Here is a 25,215-nt window from a genome sequence, read left to right as displayed (position 1 = left end):
CCGAGTTCGCCGTCGGCGATCGACCCGTTCCCTGTTGGCTCAGCGACCTTCTTGTTGGCCGACACTTCTCCGCACCTCCACATGTCGACGCCGGTGATCGTCCGGCATCCGACGGTCGAGCGTAGTTGGCCGCCGGTCAGCGGCGGCCGTTCGGCCCTTCCCAGTCGTTGTTCTCCGGATCGGTGCCGGGCTGCTGCGGCGGCGCGGCAGGCGGCTCACCCCACGGCTGGAAGCCACCCGCGTGCCGCGGCTGCTCCGGCTGGGCCCAGGCACTGCCCTGGCCCTGCGGAGCCTGCGGCTGCTGGGGCTGCTGCGGCTCGTCGCGCGGCGGCCAACCGGGCGCCGACCAGCCGGCCGGGGCGCCGTAGTCGGGCCGCGAACCGTGCGTGCCCTGCTGCCGCGGGATCGCCTGGGTCGGCGCGGCGGGCAGCGGGTAGCCGGTGGCGGGCGGGGCGGGCTGGCCGTACTGCGGCGGCTGTGCCGGGTAACCGTTGGCCGGTTCCAGCGGCGCACCGGCGGGCACCGGCGTTGGCTGCACCGGCGGCCACGGCTCACCGCGCTCGGCGGCCAGCTCGCCCGGGGTCTTCACCGGGGGCTTGTCGGACGGATGACGGTCACCGAAGTCGTTGAACGCGGTGATCCGCGGCCGCTTCTCGACCCCGGCCAGCACCTCTTCGAGGTCCTTGCGGTGCAGGGTCTCGCGCTCGAGCAGCGCGGTCGCCAGCGCGTCGAGCTGCTCGCGGTATTCGCTCAGGATCGACCAGGCCTCGGTGTGCGCGGCCTCGATCAGGTTGCGCACCTCCTCGTCGATCTCGCGGGCCACCTCGTGCGAGTAGTCCGGCTGCACGCCCATCGAGCGGCCCAGGAACGGGTCGCCCTGCTCCTGGCCGTAGCGGACCGCGCCCAGGCGGGCACTCATGCCGTATTCGGTGACCATGCCGCGGGCGATCTTGGTCGCCTGGTCGATGTCGGAGGACGCGCCGGTCGTCGGCTCGTGGAACACCAGTTCCTCGGCCGCGCGGCCACCCATCGCGAACACCAGCCGGGCGATCATCTCCGAGCGGGTCATCAGGCCCTTGTCGTCCTCGGGCACCGTCATGGCGTGGCCACCGGTGCGGCCGCGGGCCAGGATGGTGACCTTGTAGACCGGCTCGATGTCGGGCATCGCCCAGGCCGCCAGCGTGTGGCCGCCCTCGTGGTAGGCGGTGATCTTCTTCTCGTGCTCGCTGATGATCCGGCTCTTGCGGCGCGGACCACCGATGACGCGGTCGACCGACTCCTCCAGCGATTCACCGGTGATGACCGAACCGTGCTCACGCGCGGTGAGCAGCGCGGCCTCGTTGATGACGTTGGCCAGATCGGCGCCGGACATGCCGACGGTGCGCTTGGCCAGACCCTCGAGGTCGGCGTCGGGCGAGATGGGCTTGCCCTGCGAGTGCACCCGCAGGATCGCGCGGCGACCGGCCAGGTCGGGGTTGCCGACCGGGATCTGCCGGTCGAAGCGGCCTGGGCGCAGCAGCGCGGGGTCGAGGATGTCGGGGCGGTTGGTCGCCGCGATCAGGATGATGCCGGTGCGGTCACCGAAGCCGTCCATCTCGACGAGCAGCTGGTTCAGGGTCTGCTCACGCTCGTCGTGGCCACCGCCGAGGCCGGCGCCGCGCTGGCGGCCGACCGCGTCGATCTCGTCGACGAAGATGATGCAGGGGCTGTTCTGCTTGGCCTGCTCGAACAGGTCACGCACCCGCGAGGCGCCGACACCGACGAACATCTCGACGAAGTCCGAACCGGAGATGGTGAAGAACGGGACGCCCGCCTCACCGGCGACAGCGCGCGCGAGCAGCGTCTTACCGGTACCGGGGGGACCGTAGAGCAGCACGCCCTTCGGGATCTTCGCGCCCAGCGCCTGGTAGCGGGCCGGATTCTGCAGGAAATCCTTGATCTCGTACAGCTCTTCGACGGCCTCGTCGGCACCGGCCACATCGGCGAACGTGGTCTTGGGCATGTCCTTGGACAGCTGTTTGGCCTTCGATTTACCGAAGCCCATCATGCCGCCGCGACCACCGCCCTGCATGCGCGACATCACGAAGATGAACAGGCCGACCAGCAGCACCATCGGCACGATGAACAGCAGCAGCTGCGACAGCCAGCTCTCCTGCTTGACCACCGTGTCGTACTTCGCGCCGGACTTCTGCACCGCGTCGAAGATCTGCGCCGAGGTCTCACCGCCGCCCGGATACTTGGCGACGATCTTGGCGTTGTTGTTCGTCGCCTCGTTGCCATTGTTCAGTTCGATGCGGAGCTGCTGCTCCTTGTCATCGATCTGGACGTTCTTGACGTTGGCTTTGTCCTCCAGCTGGCTGAGCGCCACGGAAGTGTCGACACTCTCCCAGCCGCGCGTGTCATCGCTGAGGAAGCTGAACAGCCAGATCATCAGCATGATGCCCGAGATGATCGCCAAAGTGCGAAACACTGTCTTGCGGTTCATAGAGCGTCGGCCGGACGGCCCAGTCCTTTCCGGTTATTTCTCCGGGTGTGCCTAGCGAAGCGTCGAGATCGGCGGGTTTCGGATGCGGACATGCCACGTTACCGCGTACGGTCTAGTTCGATACATCGCGCAGTTCGGCTGCTGGTGCAGTTGCACTGGTCAACGTTCAGAGCTGGGGAACGGTTCCCGAAAGCTCCGAACGCGTTGTTGCAAGTGGCCACAATCATGTCATGCCCGCCTTATCGTGGGCGACGACACAACTACAGCGCAGGGGGTATGGACATCGTCGAGCTACGAACACCCACAGCGATTCTGCGCCACGGCCGTGGACGTCTCACCGTCCTACGGCCGGGTACCGATGGCGAACGGGTTCTCGATGTTCCCATCGCCGATCTGCTCAAGGTGCGCCTGAACCGGCGCGCCGACGACGCGGTGGTGATCGAGATCTACCTGCGTTATCCCACCCCGGTGCTCACCGGCGTGCCTGCCGACCGCACCCCGCTGCCGGTCCTCATCGCCGAACACGACGTGCCCGCCGCGCTCGGCATCGTCGACCGGATCAACGATCAGATCATGACCACCCAGCGCATCGACGTCGCCGCGCCGGACCTCACCCCGCCCGCGCCCGAGTGGGGCAAGTCGGGGCCGGTCAGGGCCGATGTCGAGCGCGCGGTACGCCGGATGGCGCCGCGCAAGGAGGCCCGCTCGGCGGTCAACGCGCTGCACCGCTACGTCACCGCCGACGAATACGTGCTCGAGACCGCGATCGCGGTCGCCGCACCGCCTGCGGGCAACGGCACCGGTCTGCTCGCGGCGACCACCACCCGGCTGCTGTTCATCTCCATCGGCAGCGGCGAGCGCTACGCCCACGAATTGGCCGTTGCCGCGATTCTCGGTGCCCGCACCGTCGACGGCGCGCGCTCGGCGCCCGGCGAGATCGACACCAGGCACGGCGGCTCGGGCATGGACGTCAGCGACGGCAACCGGACGCTGCATTTCGCGGGCGCCGACCGGGCCGACACCGAACGGGTGACCTGCGCGGTCAACTTCGCCGTCCGCAGGCAGTCCGCCGACGGCGCGGCCGGACCCGCCGACCCCGGCGTCTCCCAGCTCTACGCCGAGTGGGAGCTACTGGTCGAGCGACACTCGCTCGGCATGGTCGACGACACCCAGTTCCAGCGCTACGGCCGCGGCATCCTGCGCAGCCTCTGACCAGCCACCCGGCACTCCCGGCCCCAGGCCACGCCCGGAGTCCGTCACGACCGCACTCCCAGCCCCAGGCCACACCCTGAGTCCGTCACGACCGCACTCCCAGCCCCAAGCCGCACCCGGAGTCCGCCATAACCACCCTCCCCGACCCCGCACGACCCGACCTCGAGGAGGGTCCCGCCGCGCAGCGGCGGGTCGCGGCCGTCCCGCCGGTCAGGCGCCGTTGCGCAAGCGACGAAGGAGCAAGCAACGGTGCCTGACCGGCGGGACAGGAGGGGCCGCGACCTCGAGCGCGCCAGCGCTCCACCAACACAGCGCTCCGACAACTCAATCCTCGGTCTTCTGCTCGGGTTCGTTCAGCTCGATCCGCCGCCACGGGCTGGTCGGGCGGGTCCACAGCCGCAGCAGTTCCATCCGGCGGTCGACGCCGCCGTTCTTGAGCTCGGCGAGGTCTTCGGTGGCCTGCCAGTAGGTCCAGCCGGCCAGGTACGCGTCGCCGAACTGCCGCCAGTTGCGGTAGCGGCGCTGGGCGGGCGTGAGGGCGCGCATGCAGTACTCCCACGCGACATCGGCGTCGATATAGCCGGCGGTGAACGCCATCCGGGCGACCGCGACGACGCGGGCCAGGTCCCAGGCGGAGATGTCGTTGGGCAGTGGGCGGGCCAGGTGATCGGTGAAACCGATCTTGATGGCCTGCGCCCAGATGTCGTAGTCGCGGACCAGCGCCTCGGGGTTGTCCATGCCGCGGAACGAACCGACCTGGCGTAGGAAGGCGCGGTGCCGGTCGGCCCGTTCGCCGAAGCGGTCGCGTTCGCTGGCGTTGATCGAGGCCATCACCAGCGGGTGCACCAGCGCGTAGAGCGGCGCGTGCATGCCGTCGAGGAGCTGTTCCATCGATGCGCGCGCCTCGGTGCCGTCGGTGATGCCCCACGCGCCGGTGAGGGTGTCGATGGCGAGTTCGCGGCGGTCGCCCAGCGGGTGCTCGCGCTCGGGGCCGAGCAGCATCGCGTCGTGGAAGGCGTCCCAGCGGGTGGAGTAGAAGGCGCCGAGCGCCAGCGCGCGAAGTTCATCGTCGCTCACACCGGCTCCGGACCAGTGGTCTTCCTCGCGGCCGTCCAGTTCCGGGTAGGGAAAGGTGGTCAGCGCTGGTACTCCCCTGGCAGGCATGCGGCCGAGTCTAGTGCGGCGGATGCCGTCCTGGGCCCAGGAGCGAATCTCCTTTCTTGGCCTGCCGTGACCTGCCACACAGGTCTATGGTTCTGACATGTGTAGAAATATCACCGTCTTGCGTGGTCTGGAGCCTGCCGCCACCGAGCAGGAGATCTACGCTGCCGCCTTGCAATACGTGCGCAAAGTCGGCGGCATCTCCGGGCTGAGCAGCACCACCAAACCCGCGGTCGACAAGGCCGTCGCGGCCATCGCCGCGGCCACCACGACGCTGCTCGCCGAACTACCCGACCGCCGGGTGCCGCCGCCCACCGAGCCGCCGCTGCGCCGGATCGCGGCCAGGGACGGCGCGGTTCAGGAGACCCCGTAGGCGGCGACGCAGTCCAGCGCCACCTCCAGTGCGAGCGCGCGCTCGGCCACCGGGTGTCCGAGGATCTCCTCCACCCTGGTGATCCGGTAGCGCACCGTGTTCTTGTGCACGCCCAGCGTGCGCGCGGCTTCCTCCGGGCTGCGCTGCGCGCGCAGATAGGCGTGCAGGGTCGCGCGTAGGCGTGTCGCGACCGGGTCGGTGCCGGTGAGCCCGCGCAGTTCGCGCGCGATCAGCCCGCGCATCGCGGCCGTGTCGATTCCGGCCAGATAGGCGATCTCGACCTCGCGGTAGCTGGTGACCGCGCCCGTGCCACGTTCGGCGACCCGCCGCGCCGCGACGGCTTCCCGATGACTGGCCACGAACCCGTCGACGTGCGCGCCCGGCAGCCCGAACGCCAATCGCACCGGCGCGGGCACCTCGCAGCGCGCGATTCGCTCGGCGATCTCGGCGTCGTCCTCGACCGCCGCCCAGGCCCACAGCCCGCTGGCGCTGGCCGCGACGGTGAGCAGGCCGGTGGCACCGAGCGCGGCGGCGATCCGGGTCGCGGTGCGGTCGAGCAGGCCGCCGGGTTCCTCACCGCCCGCGTCGCCGATCCAGAGCAGAAATGCCAGATGACGTTGCGAGAGCCGATACCCGAGGCCGATCGAGGCCTGGTCGATGTCGACCTCCGTGCCCGCCAGCAGCGCGCGGACCAGTTCGGTCCGGGTGTTGAGCGCATCGCGCAGCACGCGTTCGCGTTCGGCCATGAAGGTGCCGGTGAGCTCCTCGATCGACAGGCCCATCCAGGTGGTCGACCGTTCGAACAGCCGCAGCAGGACCGCCCGCTCCAGTTCCGGTGGCACCTGTCCGGCTTCGACGGTCTCGGTCATCACCGCGAGTGTCTCGGCCAGACCGGACTGATAGGCACGCAGCAGCACCCGGACGTCGAGGCCGCGGCGGGCGATGGTCCTGGCTAGGACGTGCACCTCCTCGGGGAGGACGAGGTCGTCGGTGTCGCTGGCGAGGCCGCTGAGCACCACCCTGGCGTGGGCGCGGGTGCTGGCGGCCAGGTCACGACGCAGATCGGGGTCGTCGAGTTCGGGGGAACCGGCGAGCGCGGCCGCGTCGAGGCGGGCCAGGACGCGGTCCATCGTCTGCGTGCGCAGCAGGTCGTAGACGAACTCGGCGAACCAGCCGCGCACCTGTTCGCTGATTTGTTCTCCAGACACCAAAAGACCCGATTTCGTTGACGTGAACGGCCAAGAATCCGCGCCCTCATTGTGCCAGGCTGATAGTTGGTGAACTGATTCACACAACGCAGTGGGGAGCACGACAGTGACCGAACTCGACCAGACCGCCGCGGCGGATGCCCAGGTGATCGCGGTGCACAATCCGGCGACCGGCGAGCAGACCGGCTCGGTGCCGATCGTGGCGCCGGACGAGGTGGCGGCCGCGGTCCGGGAATTGCGCCTCTACCAGCCCGAATGGGAGGCCATCGGGCCCGAGGGCCGCAAGAAGTGGCTGCTGAAGATGCAGGACTGGCTCATCGACAACACCGAGCACCTGGCTGCGGTGCTGCAGTCGGAGACCGCCAAGCCGCGCGTCGACTCGATCATCGACCCGGCCTTCGCGGTCGACATCCTGGGCTACTACGCGCGCCGGGCAGGCAAGTTCCTCGCCGACGAGCACCCCTCCCCGCACAGCCCGCTGGCCCGGGTGAAGTCGCTGACCGTGGCCTACCGGCCGTACCCGGTCGTCGGCGTGATCACGCCGTGGAACTTCCCGCTCGCGATGCCCGCGATCGACGTGTTCCCCGCGCTGGCCGCCGGCGCGGCGGTGATCCTCAAGCCGTCGGAGGTGACGCCGCTGTCGGCGGTCGAGCTGGCCCGCGGCTGGGCCGAGATCGGCGCGCCGCCGGTGTTCAAGGTGGTCACCGGCGCGGGCGCGACCGGCGCCGCCGTCGTGGACAACGCCGACTACATCCAGTTCACCGGTTCCACCGCGACCGGCCGCAAGATCGCGGCCGCCTGCGCGGCGCGGATGGTGCCCTACAGCCTCGAACTCGGCGGCAAGGACCCGGCGATCGTGCTGGCCGACGCCGACATCGATCGCGCCGCGCACGGGATCGCCTTCGGCGGCATGTTCAACGCCGGGCAGGTCTGCATCTCGGTGGAGCGGGTCTACGTCGAAGCTCCGGTCTACGACGAGTTCGTCACCAAGCTGACCGCCGCCGTCGCCGCCCTGCGCCAGGGTGAGGACGGCCGCGAATCCAAGTACGACGTCGGCGCCCTGGCCAACGAGAACCAGGCGCAGATCGTGCAGCGCCACGTCGACGAGGCGATCGCGGCGGGAGCGCGGGCGACCACCGGCGGCAAGCGCACCGGGGTCGGCACCTTCTTCGAGCCGACCGTGCTCGTCGACGTCGACCACTCGATGTCGTGCGTCGCCGAGGAGACCTTCGGCCCGACGCTGCCGGTGATGAAGGTGGCCGACGAGGCCGAGGCGATCCGGCTGGCCAACGATTCGATCTACGGTCTGTCGGCGTCGGTGTGGACCGGCGACAAGGCGCGCGGCGAACGCGTGGCCCGGCAGCTGAACGCGGGCGCGGTCAACATCAACGACGTGTTCTCGAACCTGTTCAACCCGGCGATGCCGATGGGCGGCTGGGGCCAGTCCGGCGTCGGCGCGCGCTGGGGCGGGGCGGCCGGCCTGCGCAAGTACTGCCGCGCGCAGGCGATGACCAAGCCGAAGCTGCCCACCATGGGCAAGGAACTGTTCTGGTACCCGTACGACATGAACAAGCTCGTCATCGCGGTGGCCGCGATGCGGGCCGCCGGTGCGCGCGGCATGCGGCGAATCGACCTGCCGACGGTGTTGCGGCTCAAGAAGAGCGGCAAATGAGCACGACGGTCCGCGATCTCGTCGTCGTGATCACCGGCGGCGCCCGCGGCATCGGACTCGCCACGGCCACGCGGCTGTGCGAGCACGGCGCGCGGGTGGCGATCGGCGACATCGACGAGACGGCGGTGAAGGCGGCGGGCGATTTCGCGCTGTCGGGCGCGCTCGACGTGACCGACCCGGTCTCGTTCGAGGCCTTCCTCGACGAGGTCGAGCGCACCGTCGGCCCGATCGATGTGCTGATCAACAACGCGGGCATCATGCCGACCGGTCTGCTGGTCGACGAGCCCGACCGGGTGACCCGCCGGATTCTCGAGATCAACGTCTACGGCGTGATCCTCGGCTCCAAGCTCGGCCTGGCCCGGATGCTGCCGCGCGGGCGCGGGCACGTCATCAACATCGCCTCGCTGGCCGGCGAGACGCACATCCCCGGGCTGGCGACCTACAACGCCAGCAAGCACGCGGTGCTCGGCTTCACCGACACGCTGCGTGAGGAATACCGCGGGTCGGGCGTGCGGTTCTCGGCGGTGCTGCCGACGCTGACGAAGACCGAGCTCGGCGCCGGGGTGAAGACCAACTGGTTGTTGCAGCCGGCCGAACCGGAGCAGATCGCCGCGGCGATCGAGGGGTTGATCGGGTCGCCGCGTTCCAAGGTGCGGGTGTCGGCGTTCGCGGGCTATCTGTCCAGGTTCGTCAACCTGCTGCCCGAGGCGGTCGGTGACGGACTCGGCCGGGCGCTGGGGTCGAGCACGGTCTTCCTCGGCGATGTCGATACGTCGGCCCGGCGCGCCTACGAGGAGCGCGCTCGCGAGAGCTGAGCATCGGGAATCCGGTCGCGCGCACGGCTCGCGGCGGCCGGATTCCACACACCGAAACCTCTTTGTGACGAAACTCACTGTGCCGCAGCCCGTCCTGCACGGACAGTGGTCAGCGGTCTGTTTTCTCGTCCGCCGCGACCGCCGGGTTGCACGCCACCGCGCGCCGAACCGTGTGAGTCCCGACGCATTTGCGCTGGTCAACCGCCCAGCAATCACGCACCCGCCCGGCCCGCCCGTCGATCGCACACAAATGACGTCTCAATGATGCAGCACACAATGACAGGCCATATGCTGTGCGATACCAACCTGGTGACTGTTTTGATCCACTTACGCGAACTTCCTTGCCCGTTTTGGCTGGAATTTCCCGACCGATTCTGATAGCAAGGTGCTATGGACCCGCATTTGCGCGATCTGCGGTATTTCGTCGCCGTCGCTGAGGAACTGCATTTCACCAACGCCGCTCAGCGGTTGCACATCGCTCAGCCGACGCTGTCACGCCAGATCCGCCAGCTCGAACGCCAGCTCGACGTGGTCCTGTTCGACCGCAACCAGCGCAGTGTCGCCCTGACCGTCGCCGGTAAGGAACTGCTCGAAGGCGCCCGCAAGATCCTGGAGCTGTGGGAGGTGACCAACGTGTCCCTGCAGGAAGCCGGTGAAGTACTGCGCGTGGGCATCCAGTCCGCCCTCGGCCGCGGGCTGCTCAACGACCTGGAGAGTGCCAGCGGCCACCGCCTGGCCCTGCACGCCGCCTCCTGGAACGACCCGTCCAGCGGCCTGGCGGGCAGGCAGGCCGACCTGGCCCTGGTGTGGCTGCCGCTGCCCGACCCCAACCGCTACCGCTGGCAGGTGCTGCGCACCGAGCCGCGCTGGGTGCTGCTCCCCGAGAACCACCCGCTGGCCGAGCAGGAGACGATCGAGTTCGCCGATCTGCTCGACGAGCCGTTCGTGGCCCTGCCGACCGAGGCGGGCGCGGTCCGTGACTTCTGGCTCGGCAACGACGCCCGCGGCGGCCGCGCCGCCAAGATCGGCGCCGAGGCGGCCACCCCCGAGGACAAGCTCGAGGCCGTGAGTCTGGGCCTCGGCGTGTGCCTGCTCGCCGAGAACAACGTCCCGATGTACCGCTGGCCCGGCCTGACCGCGCGTCCGGTCGCCGGCCTCACCCCGTGTGAGCTGGCGGTGGCCTGGCGCGCCGACGACACCCGGCCGACCATCCTGGAATTCGCCGGTCGCGCCGTCGACGGCGGCTTCTCCGAGCCCCAGGCCCAGCCGCAGCCGATCGCGGTCTAGTTCGACAGTTCCAGTTGGGCGGCGAGGCCGAGCAAGGTGGCCTCGCTGCCCGGTGGACCGGCCAGCTGCGCCGCGAGCGGGGTGTGCGCCTCGGGATGGGTGCCCATCGGCACCGACGCGGCGGGCCAGCCGACCAGATTCCAGATGCCGGCGAACGGCGCGTAGCGCGCCGAGGACACGACATTCGCGGTCCAGCCGCGCCCGCTCCACTGTTTGGCCTTGGGCGGCGGCGACGCGAGCATGGGCGTGATCACCACGTCGAAGTTCTCGAAGAAGTCGACCAGCCGCGCCTCGGTCCGGTCGACCTGATCCGGCCGCACCAAGCGCAGCCGCCGGATCAGCCTGCCCACCGCCAGGTGCCGCTTCGTGCGGCGCTGCAGCAGGTCGGGGTGCGGTAGCCGGGCGGCATCGCCCAGACTCGCGGTCGCCCAGCGCAGCAGCATCATCAGCGCCGCGTCGCCATAGGGAAGTTCGACCGGTTCCACCAGGTGGCCGGCCGCCGCCGCGCGCGCACCCGCGGTGCGCGCCGCCGCCGTCCAGTGTCGATCCATCCGGACCAGTCGCGACGGCGGAGCCACGGCAAGTCCGATGCGTAGTCGCTGTGGCGCGCGTAGTTCGGCCAGATCCGACCGGTCCGCCAGCACCGACAGCGCCAGCGCCGCGTCCGACACGGTCGTCGCGAGCACGCCGTTCTCGGCCAGGCCACCCCAGGAGTCGGCGCCGATCTCGGCGGGCACCACCTGTCGACCCGGCTTGATGCCGAAGACACCGCACGCCGCGGCGGGCACCCGGACCGAGCCGAGCCCGTCGTTGCCGTGCGCGATCGGCACCAGCCCGGCGGCGACCGCGGCCGCGGCCCCGCCCGAGGACCCACCGGCGGACCTGCCGACATCACGCGGATTGCGGGTGACGGTCCCGTCCTCGTCGGTCGTCGCCCACAACCCGAGTTCGGGCATCGCCGTCACCCCGACCACAATCGCGCCCGCGGCGCGCAACCTGGCCACCACCGGATGATCGGCGGACGCCGGTTCGGCCGACGTCGCGGCGGACCCCGCCCTGGTCGGCACCCCGGTGACCTCGATGTTCTGCTTCACCGCGACCGGCACGCCCGCCAGCGGCAGCTCGTCCAGCTCGTCGCGGGCGGTCAGCTCGCGCGCCTCGGCGCGCGCCTGTTCCGCGCGCACGACGGTGAACGCGTTGATCTTGCGATTCTCCGAGGAGATGCGGGTCAGTGCCTCGGTCACCACGTCGAGGGGCGTGATGGTGCCAGCGCGAACCCGGGCGGCCAGCGCCGCAGCCGGGCCGCCGATGGGGTATTCGTCGGCGGGGGGGCGGGAAGAGTTCATCGCCACCTCAGCGTCCGTCACGCCGTCGTCGTCGACGGACTCCCATGCTACCGCTGTGAGGTCATCGTGCATGTGCGGATTCGCCCCCGTCGCATGGTCGTCGAAATTCGGGTGATCTGCTCTCGAGGCGCAAAGTATCATTCGGGTACGGCTCGGGGGCCGATGGTGTCGGGTGTGGCGGAAGGAATTTCGCTCCGATCCGCGCGAACCTTAGGTCGGTTTGGATGAGCGATAACACCGCAAGCGGTGACGGGCCCGACACGAGTGCCGGTCCGGCGACGAACGTGCGCGCCGACATGGTCGAAGCGTTCGCACAGGCATGGGGACTGACCGGGCAGCCGCCCGATATCGCCGAGTTCCTGCCCGACGCGATCACCCTGCGCAGGCAGGCGCTGCACGAGCTGATCCGCGTCGACCTGCGGCACCGGTGGCTGCAGCACGCGGGCGAGACCGTCGCCCGCAAGCGCCTCGCCGACTACTGCGCGGAGTTCCCCGAACTGGCGCGCACGACGCTGCCCGCCGGGCTGGTCTTCGAGGAATTCGTCATCCGCCGACACAGCGGCGAACGCGTCGACCCCCGCGATTGCCTGCGCGAATATCCGGAGCAGGCGTCGAGCCTGCGCGGTCTGCTCAACACCGACGAGCTCGAACAGAGCACCCACCGCACCGACGACCCCGACCCGACGGTGAACCAACCGCCCACGTCACGTCGTACTACCCAGGTGACCACGCCCGAGCTCGACCTCACCGCGACTGCGACCGCGGCGGCAACCGCCGCGGCGACCGCCGACGCCTCGGGGCCGGGCGCGTTCGCGCCGTTGGACCGGATCGAGATCGGCGAGCGGATCGGCGATTTCGAGCTGCTGACCGGGCTCGGCGCCGGCGCGTTCGCGCGGGTCTTCCTGGCCAGGCAGACCTCGATGCAGCGGCTGGTCGCGGTGAAGATCTCCGCCGACCGGGGCACCGAACCGCAGACCCTGGCCCAGCTCGACCACGACTACATCGTGCGCGTGTTCGACCAGCAGCTGCTCGACACCGGCGCGGCGCCGTCCACGACCCGCCGCCTGCGGCTGCTGTACATGCAGTTCCTGCCCGGCGGCACCCTCCTCGGCCTGCTGCGCTGGGTCCGCGCGACCCCGCCCGAAGAGCGCAGCGGCAAGTTGCTGCTCGACGCTGTCGACGCGGCGATGGAGGAGAAGGGCGAGATCCGCCCGACCGATTCAAGCGTGCGCGCCGAGCTGGCCGCGCTGACCTGGCCGGAGACCGTCGCCTGGCTGGGCAGGCGGCTCGCCGAGGCGCTCGACTACGCGGCCGCGCACGGCGTGCTGCACCGCGACGTCAAGCCCGCCAACGTCCTGCTCACCGCCGAGGGCGTGCCCAAGCTGGCCGACTTCAACATCAGTTTCAGCCGTACCGTCACCGGCACCAGCCCGGTGTCGTACTTCGGCGGCTCGCTGTCGTACATGTCGCCCGAGCAGCTCGAGGCCTGTCATCCCGGACTCGGCCGCGGCGCCGCCGACCTGGACACCCGCGCCGACATCTACTCCCTCGGCGTGGTCCTGTGGGAGCTGCTGACCGGTGCGAAGCCGTTCGACGACAGCACCGCCGAGGCGGCGGGCGGCGGCGACGAGACCACCCTCGAGGCCATGCTGGAACGCCGCACCGGCGGCGTCGACGCGGCCGCGCTGGACCGGGTGCCCGAGAACTGCCCGGCGGCCCTGCGCCGGGTCCTGCTGACGTGTCTGGAACCCGATCGCTCCCGCCGCTGGCAAGACGGCGCGATCCTGGCCAAGCAGTTCGACCTGTGCCTGGACGAGCGCGCCCGCGACCTGGTCGACCCACCGCAGAAGAGCTGGCGGATGGCATTGCGCCGGATGCCACTGCTGGTGATGGTGATCGCCATCGGCATCCCGAACGCCCTCGCCTCCTGGTACAACATCGTGCACAACCAGATGCTGGTGGTGAGCAGGCTCAGCGAGACCGCGCAGCAGTCGTTCGTGGTGATCACCGCCGGGGTGAACCTCGTGTTCTTCCCCGCGGGCACGGTCGTGCTCGTCTATCTGGCCCGATTCGTCCTCTCGGTGCCGCGGGGCATGCGCCACGGGAAACGCTACGACCCGGCGACGCTACGCCGCACCAGACACGACACGCTGCGTCTGGGCGACCGCGCGGTGGTCGTCGCGTTCTCGCTGTGGGCACTGTCGGGGATCACCTTCCCGATCGCCCTGCAGCTGGCCTCCGGTGACGTCCCCGCGCACGCCGTCATCCACTTCCTGGCGTCGCTGACGGTCTGCGGCGCGATCGCGGTCGCCTACCCGTTCTTCCTGGTCACCTTCTATCTGGTCCGCTGCATCTACCCGATCTTCCTGCGACACGGCGAGATCAGCACCGACGACGCCGTCTGGCTGCGCGCGCTCAGCCGACGCTGCACCTGGTACCTGGCGGTCGCCGCCTCGGTCCCGCTGCTGGCGGTGGCGGGCGTGACCTTCCTGCCGCCGACCGACATCCCGCAGGTGATCGTGGCCGTCCGGGTGCTGTGCGTCGGCGGCATCATCGCCTTCGTCGGCTCCTACCTGCTGTTCCGACAGCTCGAGGCCGACCTGGCCGCCCTGGAGCGGGTCGTCAGCTGATCCCGCGATGAACCCCGGCGCCGTTCGCGGCCGTACCACCTGTCGTGAGCTCGACACGCACCACCGAGGCGACCCGGCCCGCGCCCGAGACCGCGTACCCGGCCGATCGTCGTGGGCTCGACCGGATCGAGGTCGGCGCGCGGATCGGTGATTTCGAGCTGCTCACCGAGCTCGGCGCCGGTGCGTTCGCCCGCGTCTTCCTGGCCCGGCAGCGATCGATGCAGCGCCTGGTCGCGGTGAAGATCTCCGCCGACGCGGGCACCGAGCCACAGACGCTGGCCCAGCTCGACCACGACTACATCGTGCGCGTGTTCGACCAGCAGATACTCGACGACCCCGCCGACGGCTCGCCCCGGCTGCGCATGCTCTACATGCAGTTCCTGCCCGGCGGGACCCTGCTCGACGTGCTCCGCTGGGTCCGCGCGACGCCACCCGCCGAGCGCACGAGCGCACTGCTGCTCGACGCGGTCGACGCGGCCATGAAGGAGAAGGGCGAGATCCGCCCGACCGATTCGGCGGTGCGCGCCGAGATCGCCGGGCTGAGCTGGCCGGAAACGGTCGCGTGGCTGGGTAGTCGGCTGGCGTCGGCCTTGCAGCACGCGGCGGCCAACGGCGTCCTGCACCGCGACGTGAAACCGGCGAATGTCCTGCTCACCGCAGAGGGCGTGCCCAAGCTCGCCGACTTCAACATCAGCTTCAGCCGCTCGACGGGCACCAGCCCGGTGTCGTACTTCGGCGGGTCGCTGGCCTACATGTCACCGGAGCAGCTCGAGGCCTGCCACCCCGGCTACGACCGCACCGCCGCCGACCTCGACACCCGCGCCGACCTCTTCTCCCTCGGCGTGGTCCTGTGGGAGCTGCTGACCGGCGCGAAGCCCTTCGACGACACCACCGTCCCCGACGACGACCTGCACCCCGAGATCGCCCTGGACGCCGCCCTGGCCCGCCGCGCCGACGGCGCCACCGCGACGGCCGTCGACCAGGTGCCCGCCGATTGCCCCGCCGCCCTGCGCCGCATCCTGCTGACCTGCCTGGCCCCCGACCGCGCCGAGCGATGGGCCGACGGCGCGATCCTGGCCGCGCAATTCGACCTGTGTCTGGACCCGCACGCGCGCGACCTCGTCGATCCGCCACCGGCCAGCTGGCGAATCCGCTTGCGTCCATTCCTGTTTCCCATCCTGGCACTGTCGATCGCGATCCCGAACCTGCTGGCCGCCTACTACCAGCGGCAGCTGAACACGGCCCTGATCCACAGCAGGCTCGACCCCGGCACCCGCGCCACCCAGCGCGATGTCGCCGACCTCACCAACCTGATCTTCTTCTCCGCGGGCGGCGCCACGCTGATCTACCTGGGCCGCCGCCTGCTGACCATCCCGCACCGGCTCCGCACCGGCAGACACTGCCCGCCCCGAGCCCTCGAACTGGCCAGACAGGACTGTCTTCGACTCGGCCATCTGGCCATCGCGGTGGTGTTCGTGCTGTGGGTCGCCGCGGGGGTGATCTACGCGATCACCATCGGCGTCGCGGACGGGGCCCTGCCGGTCCGCACGGCGGTGCACCTGCTGCTGGTGTCCGCGATCTGCGCCGCCGTGGCGATGACGTACCCGTTCTTCCTGATCACCCTGTACCTGCTGCGCTGCGTCTATCCGATGTTCCTGCACCACGGCCAGGATTTCCGTGACGACGGCAGATCGCTGACGGCGCTGGCCACCCGGTGCCGCCGGTATCTGGTGGTCGCGGCGTCGATTCCGCTGCTGGTCGTCGCCAGCGCGACCTTCCTGCCGGTCCCGGACCTGCTGACCACGCTCACTCCGCTGCGCACGATCTGTGTGGGCGGGATGATCGGTTTCGTCGGCTCCTACGTGCTGTTCCGGATCATCGAATCCGACATCCGGGCGCTACTGCGGGTCACCGGGTCCGGCTACCCCCGCGCGGGGCCGCCGACATCGCGATGAACCCCGCGACTATCGCGCCCGTACCCCCGGCGTGAGCTCCACACGCATCGCCGAGGCGACCAGGCCCGCACTCGACCGCACCGGCGCGGCGCATCCGACCGATCGGCGCGGACTCGACCGGATCGCGGTCGGGACCAGGGTCGGCGACTTCGAGCTGCTCACCGAACTCGGCGCCGGCGCGTTCGCCCGCGTCTTCCTGGCCCGGCAGCGATCGATGCAGCGCCTGGTCGCGGTCAAGGTCTCGGCGGACAGCGGCAGCGAGCCACAGACCCTGGCTCAGCTCGACCACGACTACATCGTGCGCGTCTTCGACCAGCAGGTGCTCGACGCGCCCGCCGACGGCTCGCCGCGATTGCGGCTGCTGTACATGCAGTTCCTGCCCGGCGGCACCCTGCTCGGTGTGCTGCGCTGGGTCCGCGCGACCCCGCCCGCGGAGCGCAGCGGCAAGCTGCTGCTCGACGCCGTCGACGCGGCGATGGAGGAGAAGGGCGAGATCCGCCCGGCCGATTCGGCCGTGCGCGCCCAGCTGGCCCGGCGGAGCTGGCCGGAGACCGTCGCGTGGCTCGGCAGCAGGCTGGCCGCCGCCCTGCAACACGCGGCGGCCAACGGCGTCCTGCACCGCGACGTGAAACCGGCCAACGTCCTGCTCACCGCCGAGGGCGTGCCCAAGCTCGCCGACTTCAACATCAGTTTCAGCCGCTCGACCGGCGCCAGCCCGGTCTCGTACTTCGGCGGCTCGCTCGCCTACATGTCCCCCGAACAGCTCGAAGCCTGTCACCCCGGCTACGACCACACCGCCGCCGACCTCGACACCCGCGCCGACCTCTACTCTCTCGGCGTCCTGCTGTGGGAACTGCTCACCGGCGCCAAGCCTTTCGACGACACCACCGTCCCCCTCGACGAGCTGCGCCCGGAGATCGCGCTGGACGCCGCCCTGGAACGCCGCGACGACGGCATCACCGCCGCCGCGCTCGCCCAGGTGCCCGCCGACTGTCCGGCCGCGCTGCGCCGGGTCCTGCTGACCTGCCTGGCCGCCGACCGCGCGGACCGCTGGCCCGACGGCGGTGTGCTCGCCGCGCAATTCGATCTCTGCCTGGACGCGCGCGCCCGCGACCTCGTCGACCCGCCGCCGAACAGCCCGCGAATCCGCCTGCGCCCGTATCTGTTCGCCGTGCTGGCGCTGTCGATCGCGATCCCCAATCTGCTGGCCGCGCTCTACAACGCCCAGCTGAATACCGCGCTGATCGTCGACCGGCTCGACCCCGGCACCAGGGAGACCCTGCTGACGGTCGCGGGCATGACGAACGTGCTCTTCTTCTCCGTGGGCGCCGCGACCTTGATCTACCTGGCCCGCCGGCTGTTGATCGTGCCCAGGCGCCTACGCGCGGGTCAGTGGTGCTCGCCCGGCGCGCTCGACCGCGCCCGCCGCGACTCCCTGCGGTTCGGCACGCAGGCCGTCGCGGTGGCCGTCGTCCTGTGGCTGTCGGCGGCCGTCGTCTTCGCCGTCACCATTGCGCTGACGGGCAACGGCCTGACCCTGCGCACGGCCGCGCAATTCCTCATCGCGGCGGCGATCAGCGCGGCCATCGCGATGACGTACCCGTTCTTCCTGATCACGCTCTATCTCACCCGTTGCGTCTATCCGCTGTTCGTGCACCACGGGCAGGACTTCCGCGCCGACGGCGCGGCACTGACGGGTCTGATCACGCGCTGCCACCGCTATCTGATGACGGCCGCGTCGATTCCGCTGCTCGCGGTCGTCAGCGCGACCTTCCTGCCGATACCGGACCTGCTGATGACCACCACCCCGCTCCGCGTCATCTGTGTGGGCGGGGCGCTGGGATTCGCCGGTTGTTACGCACTGTTCAGCGTCATCGAAGCCGATATCCGCGCGCTGTTGCGGGTGGTCGGTACCCGGCCTCAGCCCGCCTGACGGCTGAGGTCCTCCCACTTCGCGAGTTCGGCCGTGCGTGCGGCGACGAGGTCGGCGACCATGTCGAAGGCCGCGTCGCCCAGGATGATCCGCTTCGGCGGCTCGTCCATGTCCACCAGCCGGACGACGACGGCGGCGGCCGAGGCCGGGTCGGCGTCGGTCGACTCGCTCCACATCTCTTCGAGCCAAGCACGGACCGGGGCGTAGGCGGGGTTCTGGTCGGTCATGGTGAGTCCGGTGGTGAACAGGCCGGTCTCGTAGCCGCCGGGCTGCACGATGGTGACGGCGATGCCGAAACGTTCCACCTCCATCGCCAGCGCCTCGGTCATCGCGTCGAGCGCCGCCTTGCCGGCGCTGTAGACGCCGGTCGCCGCGAAGCCGCCCGCCGACCCCATCGAGGACACCTGGAGGATGTGGCCTGACCCCTGCTCGCGCAGCAGCGGCACCACGGCCTGACTTACCCACAGCGCACCGAAGAAGTTGATGTCCAGGTGGTCGCGGGCCTGCTGCTCGGTGAGTTCCTCGAGCATGCCGAGCACCACGCCTCCGGCGTTGTTGACAACCACATCGAGTCTCCCGAACGCCTCGAACGCCCGCCGCACACCGGCGAAGACGGCCGCGCGATCGGCGATGTCGAGCGGGAAGACGACCAGTCGCCCGTCGGCGGCGGCGACCAGATCGGCCAGCGGCGTGACATCACGGGCGACGCCGACGACCCGGTCGCCGGCCGCCAGCGCGGCCTCGGCGAAGGCCCGGCCGAGTCCGCGCGAGGCGCCGGTGATGAACCAGGTGCGGGCTTCGTTGTCTACGCGGGTCATGCGAACCTCCTCCAAGTGCAACGAGACGGTTCGTCTCGCTTGCTGGATACGAACATGGGCCGCAATCGCCCTATTGTCAAGACGGAACGTCTCGTTTCATTTCCCGCTAGACTCGCGCCCATGGCACGAACCCCGGACAGCGCCCGCCGCAGCGAACGGTCCCGGTCGGCGATCCTGAACGCGACCCGCGAACTCGTCGGCGAGACCGCCTACGCGAAGCTGACCATCGAGGCCATCGCCGCCCGCGCCGGCGTCGGCAAGCAGACGATCTACCGATGGTGGCCGTCCAAAGGCGCGGTGGTCTTCGACGCCCTGCTCGCGCAGAGCGAGAACCCCGACGGCGGTGGCATCGACCTGCCGGATACCGGCGACATCGCGGCCGACCTGAAGACCGTGCTGCGCGCGACGGTCGCCGAATTCGCCGAACCCGCGTTCGACGCGCCGATCCGGGCCGTGCTCACCGAGGTCATCAACGATCCGGCGCTGGCCGCGCTCTATCGCGAGAAACTGGAGCAGCCGGTGCACGCGGCCAAGGTCCGGCGACTGGCCGCGGCGCAGCGCGCCGGACAGCTCCGGGCCGATGCCGACCTGGATCTGATGGTCGACCTGCTCTACGGACCGATCACCCAGCGCTGGCTACCGCGCTCCGGCGCGCTGGACGCGTCCTTCGCCGATGCCCTGGTCGAGTCGGTCCTGCGCGCCTTCGCGCCGGTGGACTAGGAATAGACCTTCGGGTCCAGCGTGCCGATGAACGGCAGGTCGCGGTAGCGCTCGGCGTAGTCGAGGCCGTAGCCGACGACGAACTCGTTCGGGATGTCGAAGCCCACGTGGGCGACGTCGACCGGGGTGCGTAGCGCGTCGGGCTTGCGCAGCAGGGTCACCACTTCCAGCGAGGCCGGGTTGCGGGTGGACAGGTTGCGCTTGAGCCAGGACAGGGTCAGGCCGGAGTCGATGATGTCCTCGACGATCAGCACATTGCGGCCTGCGATGTCCTTGTCCAGGTCCTTCATGATGCGCACGACGCCAGAGGACGAGGTGGACGAGCCGTAGGACGAGACGGCCATGAACTCGAGCTGGGTGGGGATCGGCAAAGCCCTGGCGAAGTCGGTCATGAAGAAGATCGCGCCCTTGAGCACGCAGACCAGCAGGAGATCGCCCTCGGGGGAATCCGGCGGGTATCGCTTGGCGACGAGCTCGGCCAGCTCTTCGATCTTGGCTTTGATCTCGTCTTCGGTGATCAGCACCGATGCGATGTCGTCTCCGTACACGGAAGTGGGTTTCCCTTCAGTGGTGTCGATCCCGACCGGGCCGATCCATTATGTGGCATCGTTTCGCGGCTGCGCGCGTACCGTCAGCGTGCCATGCGCGCGCGCCACGACCAACCTGTGGGCCCTGCTACCACCGGCCACGGCCACCCCGCCCTGCCCGCGCCAGTTGCTCACGAGTTCGTCGATCGCTTGTAAATGCGCGTTCAGCACGCCGCCGATGCCCTGTTCGGCGAGCCACGCCCGGATCGTCCGGCGCCGGAGCGCGGGGGCGGCAGTGGCCAGGATCTCGATCGACAGTGCCGGTCGATCACTGTCGGCGAGGCCACTGCCGCCCACGGTCGCCGCGCGCAGCAGGTCGGCGGTGAGCGCATCCAGTACCTCGCCGTCGGCGCGTAGCTGGTCGGCCGTGCGTGCCAGCGCCTGGGCCACGCCACCACCGAGCACGTCCTCGAGCAGCGGGAGCACTTCGGTGCGCACCCGCACCCGGGTGTACGCCGGATCGAGGTTGTGCGGGTCCTCCCACGGTTCGATACCGAGATCGGCGCACATCTGCCGCGTCCGCGCCCGCCGCACCGCCAGCAACGGCCGTCCCCACGGCTCGTTCCAGGCGGCCATGCCCTGGATCGAACGGCCGCCCGAGCCGCGAGCCAGCCCGAGCAGGACGGTTTCGGCCTGGTCGTCGAGGGTGTGCCCGAGCAGCACCGGCCTGCCGTCGCGCGCGGCTTCCAGCGCTTCGTAGCGCGCCACCCGCGCCGCCGCTTCCACACCGCCCGCCCGGCCGACCCGGACCGGGACGACCACCGCGTCGACACACCCGACCGCGATCGCCTGCCGGGCCGCCCGCCGCGCCACCTCCGCCGAGCCGTCCTGCAGCCCGTGGTCGACCACGACCGCCGTCACCGCACCGGTCTCGACCACGGCCGCCGCGGCCAGCGCCAGCGAATCCGCCCCGCCCGACAAGCCGACGACCACCGGCGACGCACCACCCCGGGCCGCCACCCACTCCCGTACGCCCCGCCGGACAGCCAGCACCGCCGAGGTCTGCGGGAGCCGCGCCCCGCCCGTCACCGACCGGCTCCGGGCGGGCCGACCACGCGGCGCGACGCCTCGCCGACGACGACTCGGCAGCCACCCGCCGCACCGCCGCACCGCTGACGACGAGCCGTGGGCGGACCCGCGCAACCTCGCTCCGGCGGACCCGCGGGCGCGCGCCGGTCCGCGGCTGCGTACGCGATCCTCATGCCAGCAGGCTAACCAACAAGCGCTCCCCCAGCGCGCTGCCGCCGCCTAGCCGAGTACCCGGCGGATCCAGCGCTCCGGATCATCGACCTCGTCCAGCCGCGGCAAGGTCTCCGCGTCGGTCCAGACGGTGTTGAACTCCGCGACGCCCACCCGCTCGACCACGGCATCGACGAACTTCTTCCCGCGCACGTACTGGGCGACCTTCGCGTCCACCCCGAGCAGCGCGCGCAGCAAGCGCTGCACCGGGTTGGTCGGCTTCTTGCGGCGCTGGTCGAAGGCGCGGCGGATGTCGGCGACGGTCGGGACGACGGCGGGTCCGACGGCGTCCATGACGTGGTCGGCGTGGCCTTCGAGCAGTGTGCCGAGCATGAGCAGCCGGTCCAGGGCCTCGCGTTGCGGCGGGGCCTGGGCGGCGCGCAGCAGGCCGACGACGCCGCGGCTGTTCGGGTCGTCGACGGTGTCGCCGTTGCGCCGCGAACGCACCTCGGCGAGCAGCCTGCTCAGCATCTCGCTCATCGGCTCCTCGCCGACCTCGCTGAGAATGTCGACGTTGGCGCGCATGTAGCCGGACAGCCACGGCGCCGAGGAGAACTGCACCCGGTGGGTCACCTCGTGCAGGCAGACCCAGAGCCGGAAGTCGGTCGGGTCGACGCCGAGCGCCCGCTCCACGCTGAGGATATTGGGCGCGACCAGCAGCAGGGTGCCGTCCTCGCCGGTGAACGGGTCGTACTGGCCGAGGATCGCGGTGGACAGGAACGCCAGCATGGTCCCGGCCTGCAATCCCGCGGGCTTGCCGACGAGCTTGCCGGTCGTCGAGACGACCTCGGTGCCGGTGAGCACGGCCATCGAATCGGCGGCGGCGGCGATCCAGCCCGGCCGGTCGACGATCCTGGCCTCGGGCACCGGCCGGTCGTCGAGCAGCCCGCTGACCTCACGTACCGGCCCTTCGGCCCGCACCGACGCGCCTGCCAGCTCCGTGACGACCTGTTCGGCGGTCTGCCGGGAGGTACGCGGTCCGGCGGGCGCGAGCACGGCGCCGGTGCGCGCGGCGAGCCGCCAATCCACCGCGCCGCTGAATCCGGAGGTCGTGCGCCCGGTCTTGTCGTCGGTCATCGCCACCCGCTCTCAGGAGCATCCACAGTTGCGCAGGGCACCCGCCACCGCGTCGAGGGCGGGCCTGCTGACCTCCGGCAACCGATCGTTGGACATCAGCGCGAAGGTCAGTACCCGGCCGTCGCGGTCGAGTACATATCCGACCAACGCGCTGGCGACACTCAGAGTTCCGGTCTTGGCCCGCACCCAGCCCGCACCGTTGCGGTTCTGGGTGACGAAGCGCGGCGCCAGCGTCCCGGTGCCGCCCGCGACCGGCAGGTCGTCCAGCAGCGGCGCGAGAGCCGCTGCGCGCGGGTCGTTCTCGGGCCTGGCCTGCGTGCCCGCCGGTGTCACCGCGGCGTCGCCGGTCGGCTCGGCGGCGGTGGCGATGATGGAGTCGAGCAGCCGCGGCGGCACCCGGTCATCGACGGACAGCCCGCTGTTGTCGGCCAGATGCAGTCCGGCGACATCGAATCCGGCGCTGGTCAGCGCGCCGGTGGTGGCGGCGACGGCACCGGCGAAGGACGCCTCGTGCCCGGTCGCGACCGCCAGTTCCCGCCCGATCGTCTCGGCGAGCACATTGTCGGAGTGAATCATCATGTCGTGCAACCGGACTCGCAGCGGTGCCGATTCCACCTTCGCGATCTCGGCACCGTTCTGTACGGCCGGACCGACCCGCACGGCCGCCGGGTCGACGCCGAGTTCGGCGGCCAGCGCGCGCCCGGCGTCGAGCGCGGGCGTGGAGGTGCGCGGCGAGTAGTCGGCCGACGGATCGAACCGCCCACCGTCGAGCATGATCGGCTCGATCGGGGTGATCGAGCCCTCGGGGATGTCGACCGGATCCCAGCCCGACGCCATCGTCGGCCCGCGATAGGCGGAGGTGTCCACGACGATCGCGGTGACCTGCCTGCCCGTCGCCTTGATCTGCGCGGCCAGATCGGCGATCCGGGCGCCGTCGGTGTAGTAGCCGCCCCCGGCCCTGGTGGTCAGGGTCGGATCGCCGCCGCCGACGAGCACCAGCTCCCCCGGCGCACCGGCGACGACCCTGGTCGCCACCCGCTGATCGTCGGGCAGCGTCAGCAGCGCGGCCGCGACCAGCATGACCTTCGCGGTCGAGGACGGGATCATGGCCTTGGCCGGATCCTGGCTCCACAGCACCGCGCCGCTGGTCGGATCGGTCACCTGACCGGCGAAACTGCCCAGGTCAGGGCTGCCGACGACCGGCGCGAGCGCGGCGGCGATCCCGGCGGGCGTCGGCGCGGGCGCGTCCGACCTGGCCGGGTTGACCTCGGCGACGGGCTGATCGGTGGACGGCGGCGGGGCCACGGTGAGCCCGCCGTGCCGGAACTCCGGGGTCCACGGGCGCGCGATGGCGACGAAGCCGCCCGCGATCACCAGCAGGGCGACCACCACCGCCGATACCCAGATCCATGTGGACCCGCGCCGGCGCTGCGCCGTCGCTCCCGGATTGTTCTCGCTCGGACCGATCACGACCGTCGTCTCTCCCTCAACGCCGCCCGACACGCCTCGACTGCGCGCTGAGCCGCCTGCCGCACCGGTGTACCAGGACACCACACTATCCTCGTTGCGCAACGGTTCCCCAGAACGATCTGGCGAGTCGGCAGACTGCACTCGAACGAGCAAGGAGATGGCGTGGAGTTCGACGTCACCATCGAGATCCCCAAGGGCTCTCGGAACAAGTACGAGGTCGATCACGAGAGCGGCCGGGTCAAGCTCGACCGGTACCTGTACACCTCCATGGGCTACCCGGCCGACTACGGCTTCATCGAGAACACCCTCGGCGAGGACGGCGATCCGCTGGACGCGCTGGTGCTGCTGCCCGAGTCGGTCTTTCCCGGCGTGATCGTGGAAGCCCGTCCGATCGGCGTGTACCGCATGACCGACGAGGCCGGCGGCGACGACAAGGTGCTGTGCGTGCCCGCGGGCGACCCGCGCTGGGACCACATCCAGGAACTGGGCGACGTCTCGGAGTTCGAGCTCTCGGCGATCAAGCACTTCTTCGAGCGCTACAAGGACCTGGAGCCGGGCAAGTTCGTCCAGGGTTCGGAGTGGCTGGGCCGCGCCGAGGCCGAGAAGGTCATCGACGAGTCCTTCACCCGCCTGAAGGAAGCCGGCCACTGAGCTGACGGTGCACGAAGAACGGGATGTCCGGAGCAGTTCGGACATCCCGTTCTCGTTGTCCCGGTCCGGGCCGCCGACCCCCCGGCGTCGCCGGATGCCCCTGGGTCGGACGTTCAGGTAGCTCAGTACCAGATGTAGAGATCCCAGCCGTCCCAGTTCTCGGTGCATTCCCAGTAGTAGCCGCCGGTGTAGGACGACTCGCCGTCGGCCCGGCAGGCGGTGAGGGTGGCGTAGGTGCCGTAGTAGGTGCCGTACGGGGCGGCAGCGGCGGCGTTGCCCGCCGCGACCGTCGACACCCCGGCGACGGTCGCGACAGCCAGCAGTCCGGCGGCGATGGTGGTTTTGATGCGCATGTCGTTCGCTCCTCTGTGTTCGTTTCGACGAGATGAACGTTATGGGCACGCGGCCGCCGAAACAGCCACCCCTAGGGGGACTTCCTGCCCCACCATGGGCGTTTCACCTTCCCCACCCCTGGGTCGGTAGTGCTGGCACCACCTCGGATTCGGGCGCGCGCGGCATGGGCGCGATGGCCGCGTCTTCCTACGCTCGAAACAGTCAGGCAGGCACCGTTTCAGC

20 protein-coding genes are annotated in these 25,215 nt (G+C 70.5%); 10 read left to right on the top strand and 10 right to left on the bottom strand.

The features are described 5' to 3' along the window. Positions 1 to 136: 136 nt before the first annotated feature. Positions 137 to 2,485: an ATP-dependent zinc metalloprotease FtsH gene (gene ftsH, locus NV348_RS18420; protein WP_447147995.1), complete on the bottom strand. Its 2,349-nt coding sequence runs from the start codon at positions 2,483 to 2,485 to the stop codon at positions 137 to 139. Between the two features lie 276 nt (positions 2,486 to 2,761). Between ftsH and NV348_RS18415 the strand changes: the two genes are divergently transcribed. After that, positions 2,762 to 3,697 carry a hypothetical protein gene (locus tag NV348_RS18415; RefSeq protein ID WP_447147994.1) on the top strand — a complete coding sequence of 312 codons (936 nt, stop codon included), beginning with the start codon at positions 2,762 to 2,764 and terminating at the stop codon, positions 3,695 to 3,697. A 324-nt stretch (positions 3,698 to 4,021) separates the two neighbouring features. On the opposite strand, the gene NV348_RS18410 is transcribed toward NV348_RS18415, so the two are convergent. Further along, the gene (locus NV348_RS18410) at positions 4,022 to 4,861 is read right to left on the bottom strand and encodes a DUF1266 domain-containing protein (protein WP_447147993.1); all 840 of its coding nucleotides are present in this window, start codon (positions 4,859 to 4,861) and stop codon (positions 4,022 to 4,024) included. Between the two features lie 97 nt (positions 4,862 to 4,958). Between NV348_RS18410 and NV348_RS18405 the strand changes: the two genes are divergently transcribed. After that, positions 4,959 to 5,231 carry a DUF2277 domain-containing protein gene (locus NV348_RS18405; RefSeq protein ID WP_189029638.1) on the top strand — a complete coding sequence of 91 codons (273 nt, stop codon included), beginning with the start codon at positions 4,959 to 4,961 and terminating at the stop codon, positions 5,229 to 5,231. Here NV348_RS18405 and NV348_RS18400 read toward each other — a convergent pair. Next, positions 5,216 to 6,439, bottom strand: coding sequence for a PucR family transcriptional regulator (locus NV348_RS18400; RefSeq protein WP_447147992.1), 1,224 nt, complete (start codon positions 6,437 to 6,439; stop codon positions 5,216 to 5,218). The two genes, NV348_RS18405 and NV348_RS18400, sit on opposite strands and share 16 nt — an antisense overlap. Before the next feature lie 106 nt (positions 6,440 to 6,545). On the opposite strand from NV348_RS18400, the gene NV348_RS18395 reads away from it, so the two are divergent. From NV348_RS18395 to NV348_RS18385, 3 genes are all read left to right on the top strand, one after another. Further along, positions 6,546 to 8,111, top strand: coding sequence for an aldehyde dehydrogenase family protein (locus tag NV348_RS18395; RefSeq protein ID WP_447147991.1), 1,566 nt, complete (start codon positions 6,546 to 6,548; stop codon positions 8,109 to 8,111). Continuing rightward, positions 8,108 to 8,926 (top strand): SDR family oxidoreductase, encoded by an 819-nt coding sequence (locus NV348_RS18390; RefSeq protein WP_447147990.1) that lies wholly within the window; start codon positions 8,108 to 8,110, stop codon positions 8,924 to 8,926. Before NV348_RS18395 ends, NV348_RS18390 begins: the two co-directional genes overlap by 4 nt. 390 nt (positions 8,927 to 9,316) lie before the next feature. After that, complete coding sequence (locus NV348_RS18385) at positions 9,317 to 10,213, top strand: LysR family transcriptional regulator (RefSeq protein WP_447147989.1); 897 nt, start codon at positions 9,317 to 9,319, stop codon at positions 10,211 to 10,213. Here the strand turns inward: NV348_RS18385 and NV348_RS18380 are convergent. Further along, entirely contained in the window at positions 10,210 to 11,559 is a 1,350-nt protein-coding gene (locus tag NV348_RS18380; protein ID WP_447147988.1) for an amidase, read from the bottom strand. The two genes, NV348_RS18385 and NV348_RS18380, sit on opposite strands and share 4 nt — an antisense overlap. A gap of 224 nt (positions 11,560 to 11,783) precedes the next feature. Between NV348_RS18380 and NV348_RS18375 the strand changes: the two genes are divergently transcribed. Genes NV348_RS18375 through NV348_RS18365 form a run of 3 tightly spaced genes read left to right on the top strand, consistent with a single transcriptional unit; the run spans position 11,784 to position 18,077 of the window. Next, positions 11,784 to 14,189: a serine/threonine-protein kinase gene (locus tag NV348_RS18375; protein ID WP_447147987.1), complete on the top strand. Its 2,406-nt coding sequence runs from the start codon at positions 11,784 to 11,786 to the stop codon at positions 14,187 to 14,189. 44 nt (positions 14,190 to 14,233) lie between these two features. After that, a complete protein-coding gene (locus NV348_RS18370; RefSeq protein WP_447147986.1) occupies positions 14,234 to 16,144 on the top strand; it encodes a serine/threonine-protein kinase in 1,911 nt (636 codons plus the stop codon). 31 nt (positions 16,145 to 16,175) lie between these two features. Next, the gene (locus NV348_RS18365) at positions 16,176 to 18,077 is read left to right on the top strand and encodes a serine/threonine-protein kinase (RefSeq protein WP_447147985.1); all 1,902 of its coding nucleotides are present in this window, start codon (positions 16,176 to 16,178) and stop codon (positions 18,075 to 18,077) included. Here NV348_RS18365 and NV348_RS18360 read toward each other — a convergent pair. Then, positions 18,065 to 18,895: an SDR family NAD(P)-dependent oxidoreductase gene (locus tag NV348_RS18360; RefSeq protein ID WP_447147984.1), complete on the bottom strand. Its 831-nt coding sequence runs from the start codon at positions 18,893 to 18,895 to the stop codon at positions 18,065 to 18,067. The genes NV348_RS18365 and NV348_RS18360 overlap by 13 nt on opposite strands. Before the next feature lie 120 nt (positions 18,896 to 19,015). Here NV348_RS18360 and NV348_RS18355 point away from each other — a divergent pair, with 120 nt between their 5' ends. Next, positions 19,016 to 19,615: a TetR/AcrR family transcriptional regulator gene (locus NV348_RS18355; protein ID WP_447147983.1), complete on the top strand. Its 600-nt coding sequence runs from the start codon at positions 19,016 to 19,018 to the stop codon at positions 19,613 to 19,615. Here the strand turns inward: NV348_RS18355 and hpt are convergent. The 4 genes from hpt to dacB all read right to left on the bottom strand — a co-directional run bounded on the left by hpt (position 19,612) and on the right by dacB (position 23,988). Further along, positions 19,612 to 20,163, bottom strand: a complete 552-nt coding sequence (hpt, locus tag NV348_RS18350) for a hypoxanthine phosphoribosyltransferase (protein WP_019044626.1) — start codon at positions 20,161 to 20,163, stop codon at positions 19,612 to 19,614. The genes NV348_RS18355 and hpt overlap by 4 nt on opposite strands. Before the next feature lie 48 nt (positions 20,164 to 20,211). Next, positions 20,212 to 21,231: a tRNA lysidine(34) synthetase TilS gene (gene tilS / locus NV348_RS18345; RefSeq protein WP_447147982.1), complete on the bottom strand. Its 1,020-nt coding sequence runs from the start codon at positions 21,229 to 21,231 to the stop codon at positions 20,212 to 20,214. 219 nt (positions 21,232 to 21,450) lie between these two features. Then, positions 21,451 to 22,518, bottom strand: a complete 1,068-nt coding sequence (locus tag NV348_RS18340) for a zinc-dependent metalloprotease (protein ID WP_447147981.1) — start codon at positions 22,516 to 22,518, stop codon at positions 21,451 to 21,453. Positions 22,519 to 22,530: 12 nt separating this feature from the next. Continuing rightward, positions 22,531 to 23,988 carry a D-alanyl-D-alanine carboxypeptidase/D-alanyl-D-alanine endopeptidase gene (gene dacB / locus NV348_RS18335; protein ID WP_447147980.1) on the bottom strand — a complete coding sequence of 486 codons (1,458 nt, stop codon included), beginning with the start codon at positions 23,986 to 23,988 and terminating at the stop codon, positions 22,531 to 22,533. Between the two features lie 162 nt (positions 23,989 to 24,150). Between dacB and NV348_RS18330 the strand changes: the two genes are divergently transcribed. After that, complete coding sequence (locus NV348_RS18330; protein WP_218720728.1) at positions 24,151 to 24,639, top strand: inorganic diphosphatase; 489 nt, start codon at positions 24,151 to 24,153, stop codon at positions 24,637 to 24,639. Positions 24,640 to 24,761: 122 nt separating this feature from the next. Here the strand turns inward: NV348_RS18330 and NV348_RS18325 are convergent, their stop codons facing one another. Next, a complete protein-coding gene (locus NV348_RS18325) occupies positions 24,762 to 24,992 on the bottom strand; it encodes a hypothetical protein (RefSeq protein ID WP_447147979.1) in 231 nt (76 codons plus the stop codon). Positions 24,993 to 25,215 lie beyond the last annotated feature (223 nt).

The sequence above is a fragment of the Nocardia fodinahabitans genome (assembly GCF_052983615.1).
Note: the sequence above shows the minus strand (reverse complement) of the source record. Positions and strands in the feature narration are given on the sequence as shown.

Excerpts from the sequence above, each read along its gene's own strand:
- ftsH (WP_447147995.1), bottom strand. The coding sequence starts at position 2,485 with ATGAACCGCAAGACAGTGTTTCGCACTTTGGCGATCATCTCGGGCATC.
- NV348_RS18415 (WP_447147994.1), top strand. The coding sequence starts at position 2,762 with ATGGACATCGTCGAGCTACGAACACCCACAGCGATTCTGCGCCACGGC.
- NV348_RS18410 (WP_447147993.1), bottom strand. The coding sequence starts at position 4,861 with ATGCCTGCCAGGGGAGTACCAGCGCTGACCACCTTTCCCTACCCGGAA.
- NV348_RS18405 (WP_189029638.1), top strand. The coding sequence starts at position 4,959 with ATGTGTAGAAATATCACCGTCTTGCGTGGTCTGGAGCCTGCCGCCACC.
- NV348_RS18390 (WP_447147990.1), top strand. The coding sequence starts at position 8,108 with ATGAGCACGACGGTCCGCGATCTCGTCGTCGTGATCACCGGCGGCGCC.
- NV348_RS18385 (WP_447147989.1), top strand. The coding sequence starts at position 9,317 with ATGGACCCGCATTTGCGCGATCTGCGGTATTTCGTCGCCGTCGCTGAG.
- NV348_RS18380 (WP_447147988.1), bottom strand. The coding sequence starts at position 11,559 with ATGAACTCTTCCCGCCCCCCCGCCGACGAATACCCCATCGGCGGCCCG.
- NV348_RS18375 (WP_447147987.1), top strand. The coding sequence starts at position 11,784 with ATGAGCGATAACACCGCAAGCGGTGACGGGCCCGACACGAGTGCCGGT.
- NV348_RS18360 (WP_447147984.1), bottom strand. The coding sequence starts at position 18,895 with ATGACCCGCGTAGACAACGAAGCCCGCACCTGGTTCATCACCGGCGCC.
- NV348_RS18355 (WP_447147983.1), top strand. The coding sequence starts at position 19,016 with ATGGCACGAACCCCGGACAGCGCCCGCCGCAGCGAACGGTCCCGGTCG.
- NV348_RS18340 (WP_447147981.1), bottom strand. The coding sequence starts at position 22,518 with ATGACCGACGACAAGACCGGGCGCACGACCTCCGGATTCAGCGGCGCG.
- NV348_RS18325 (WP_447147979.1), bottom strand. The coding sequence starts at position 24,992 with ATGCGCATCAAAACCACCATCGCCGCCGGACTGCTGGCTGTCGCGACC.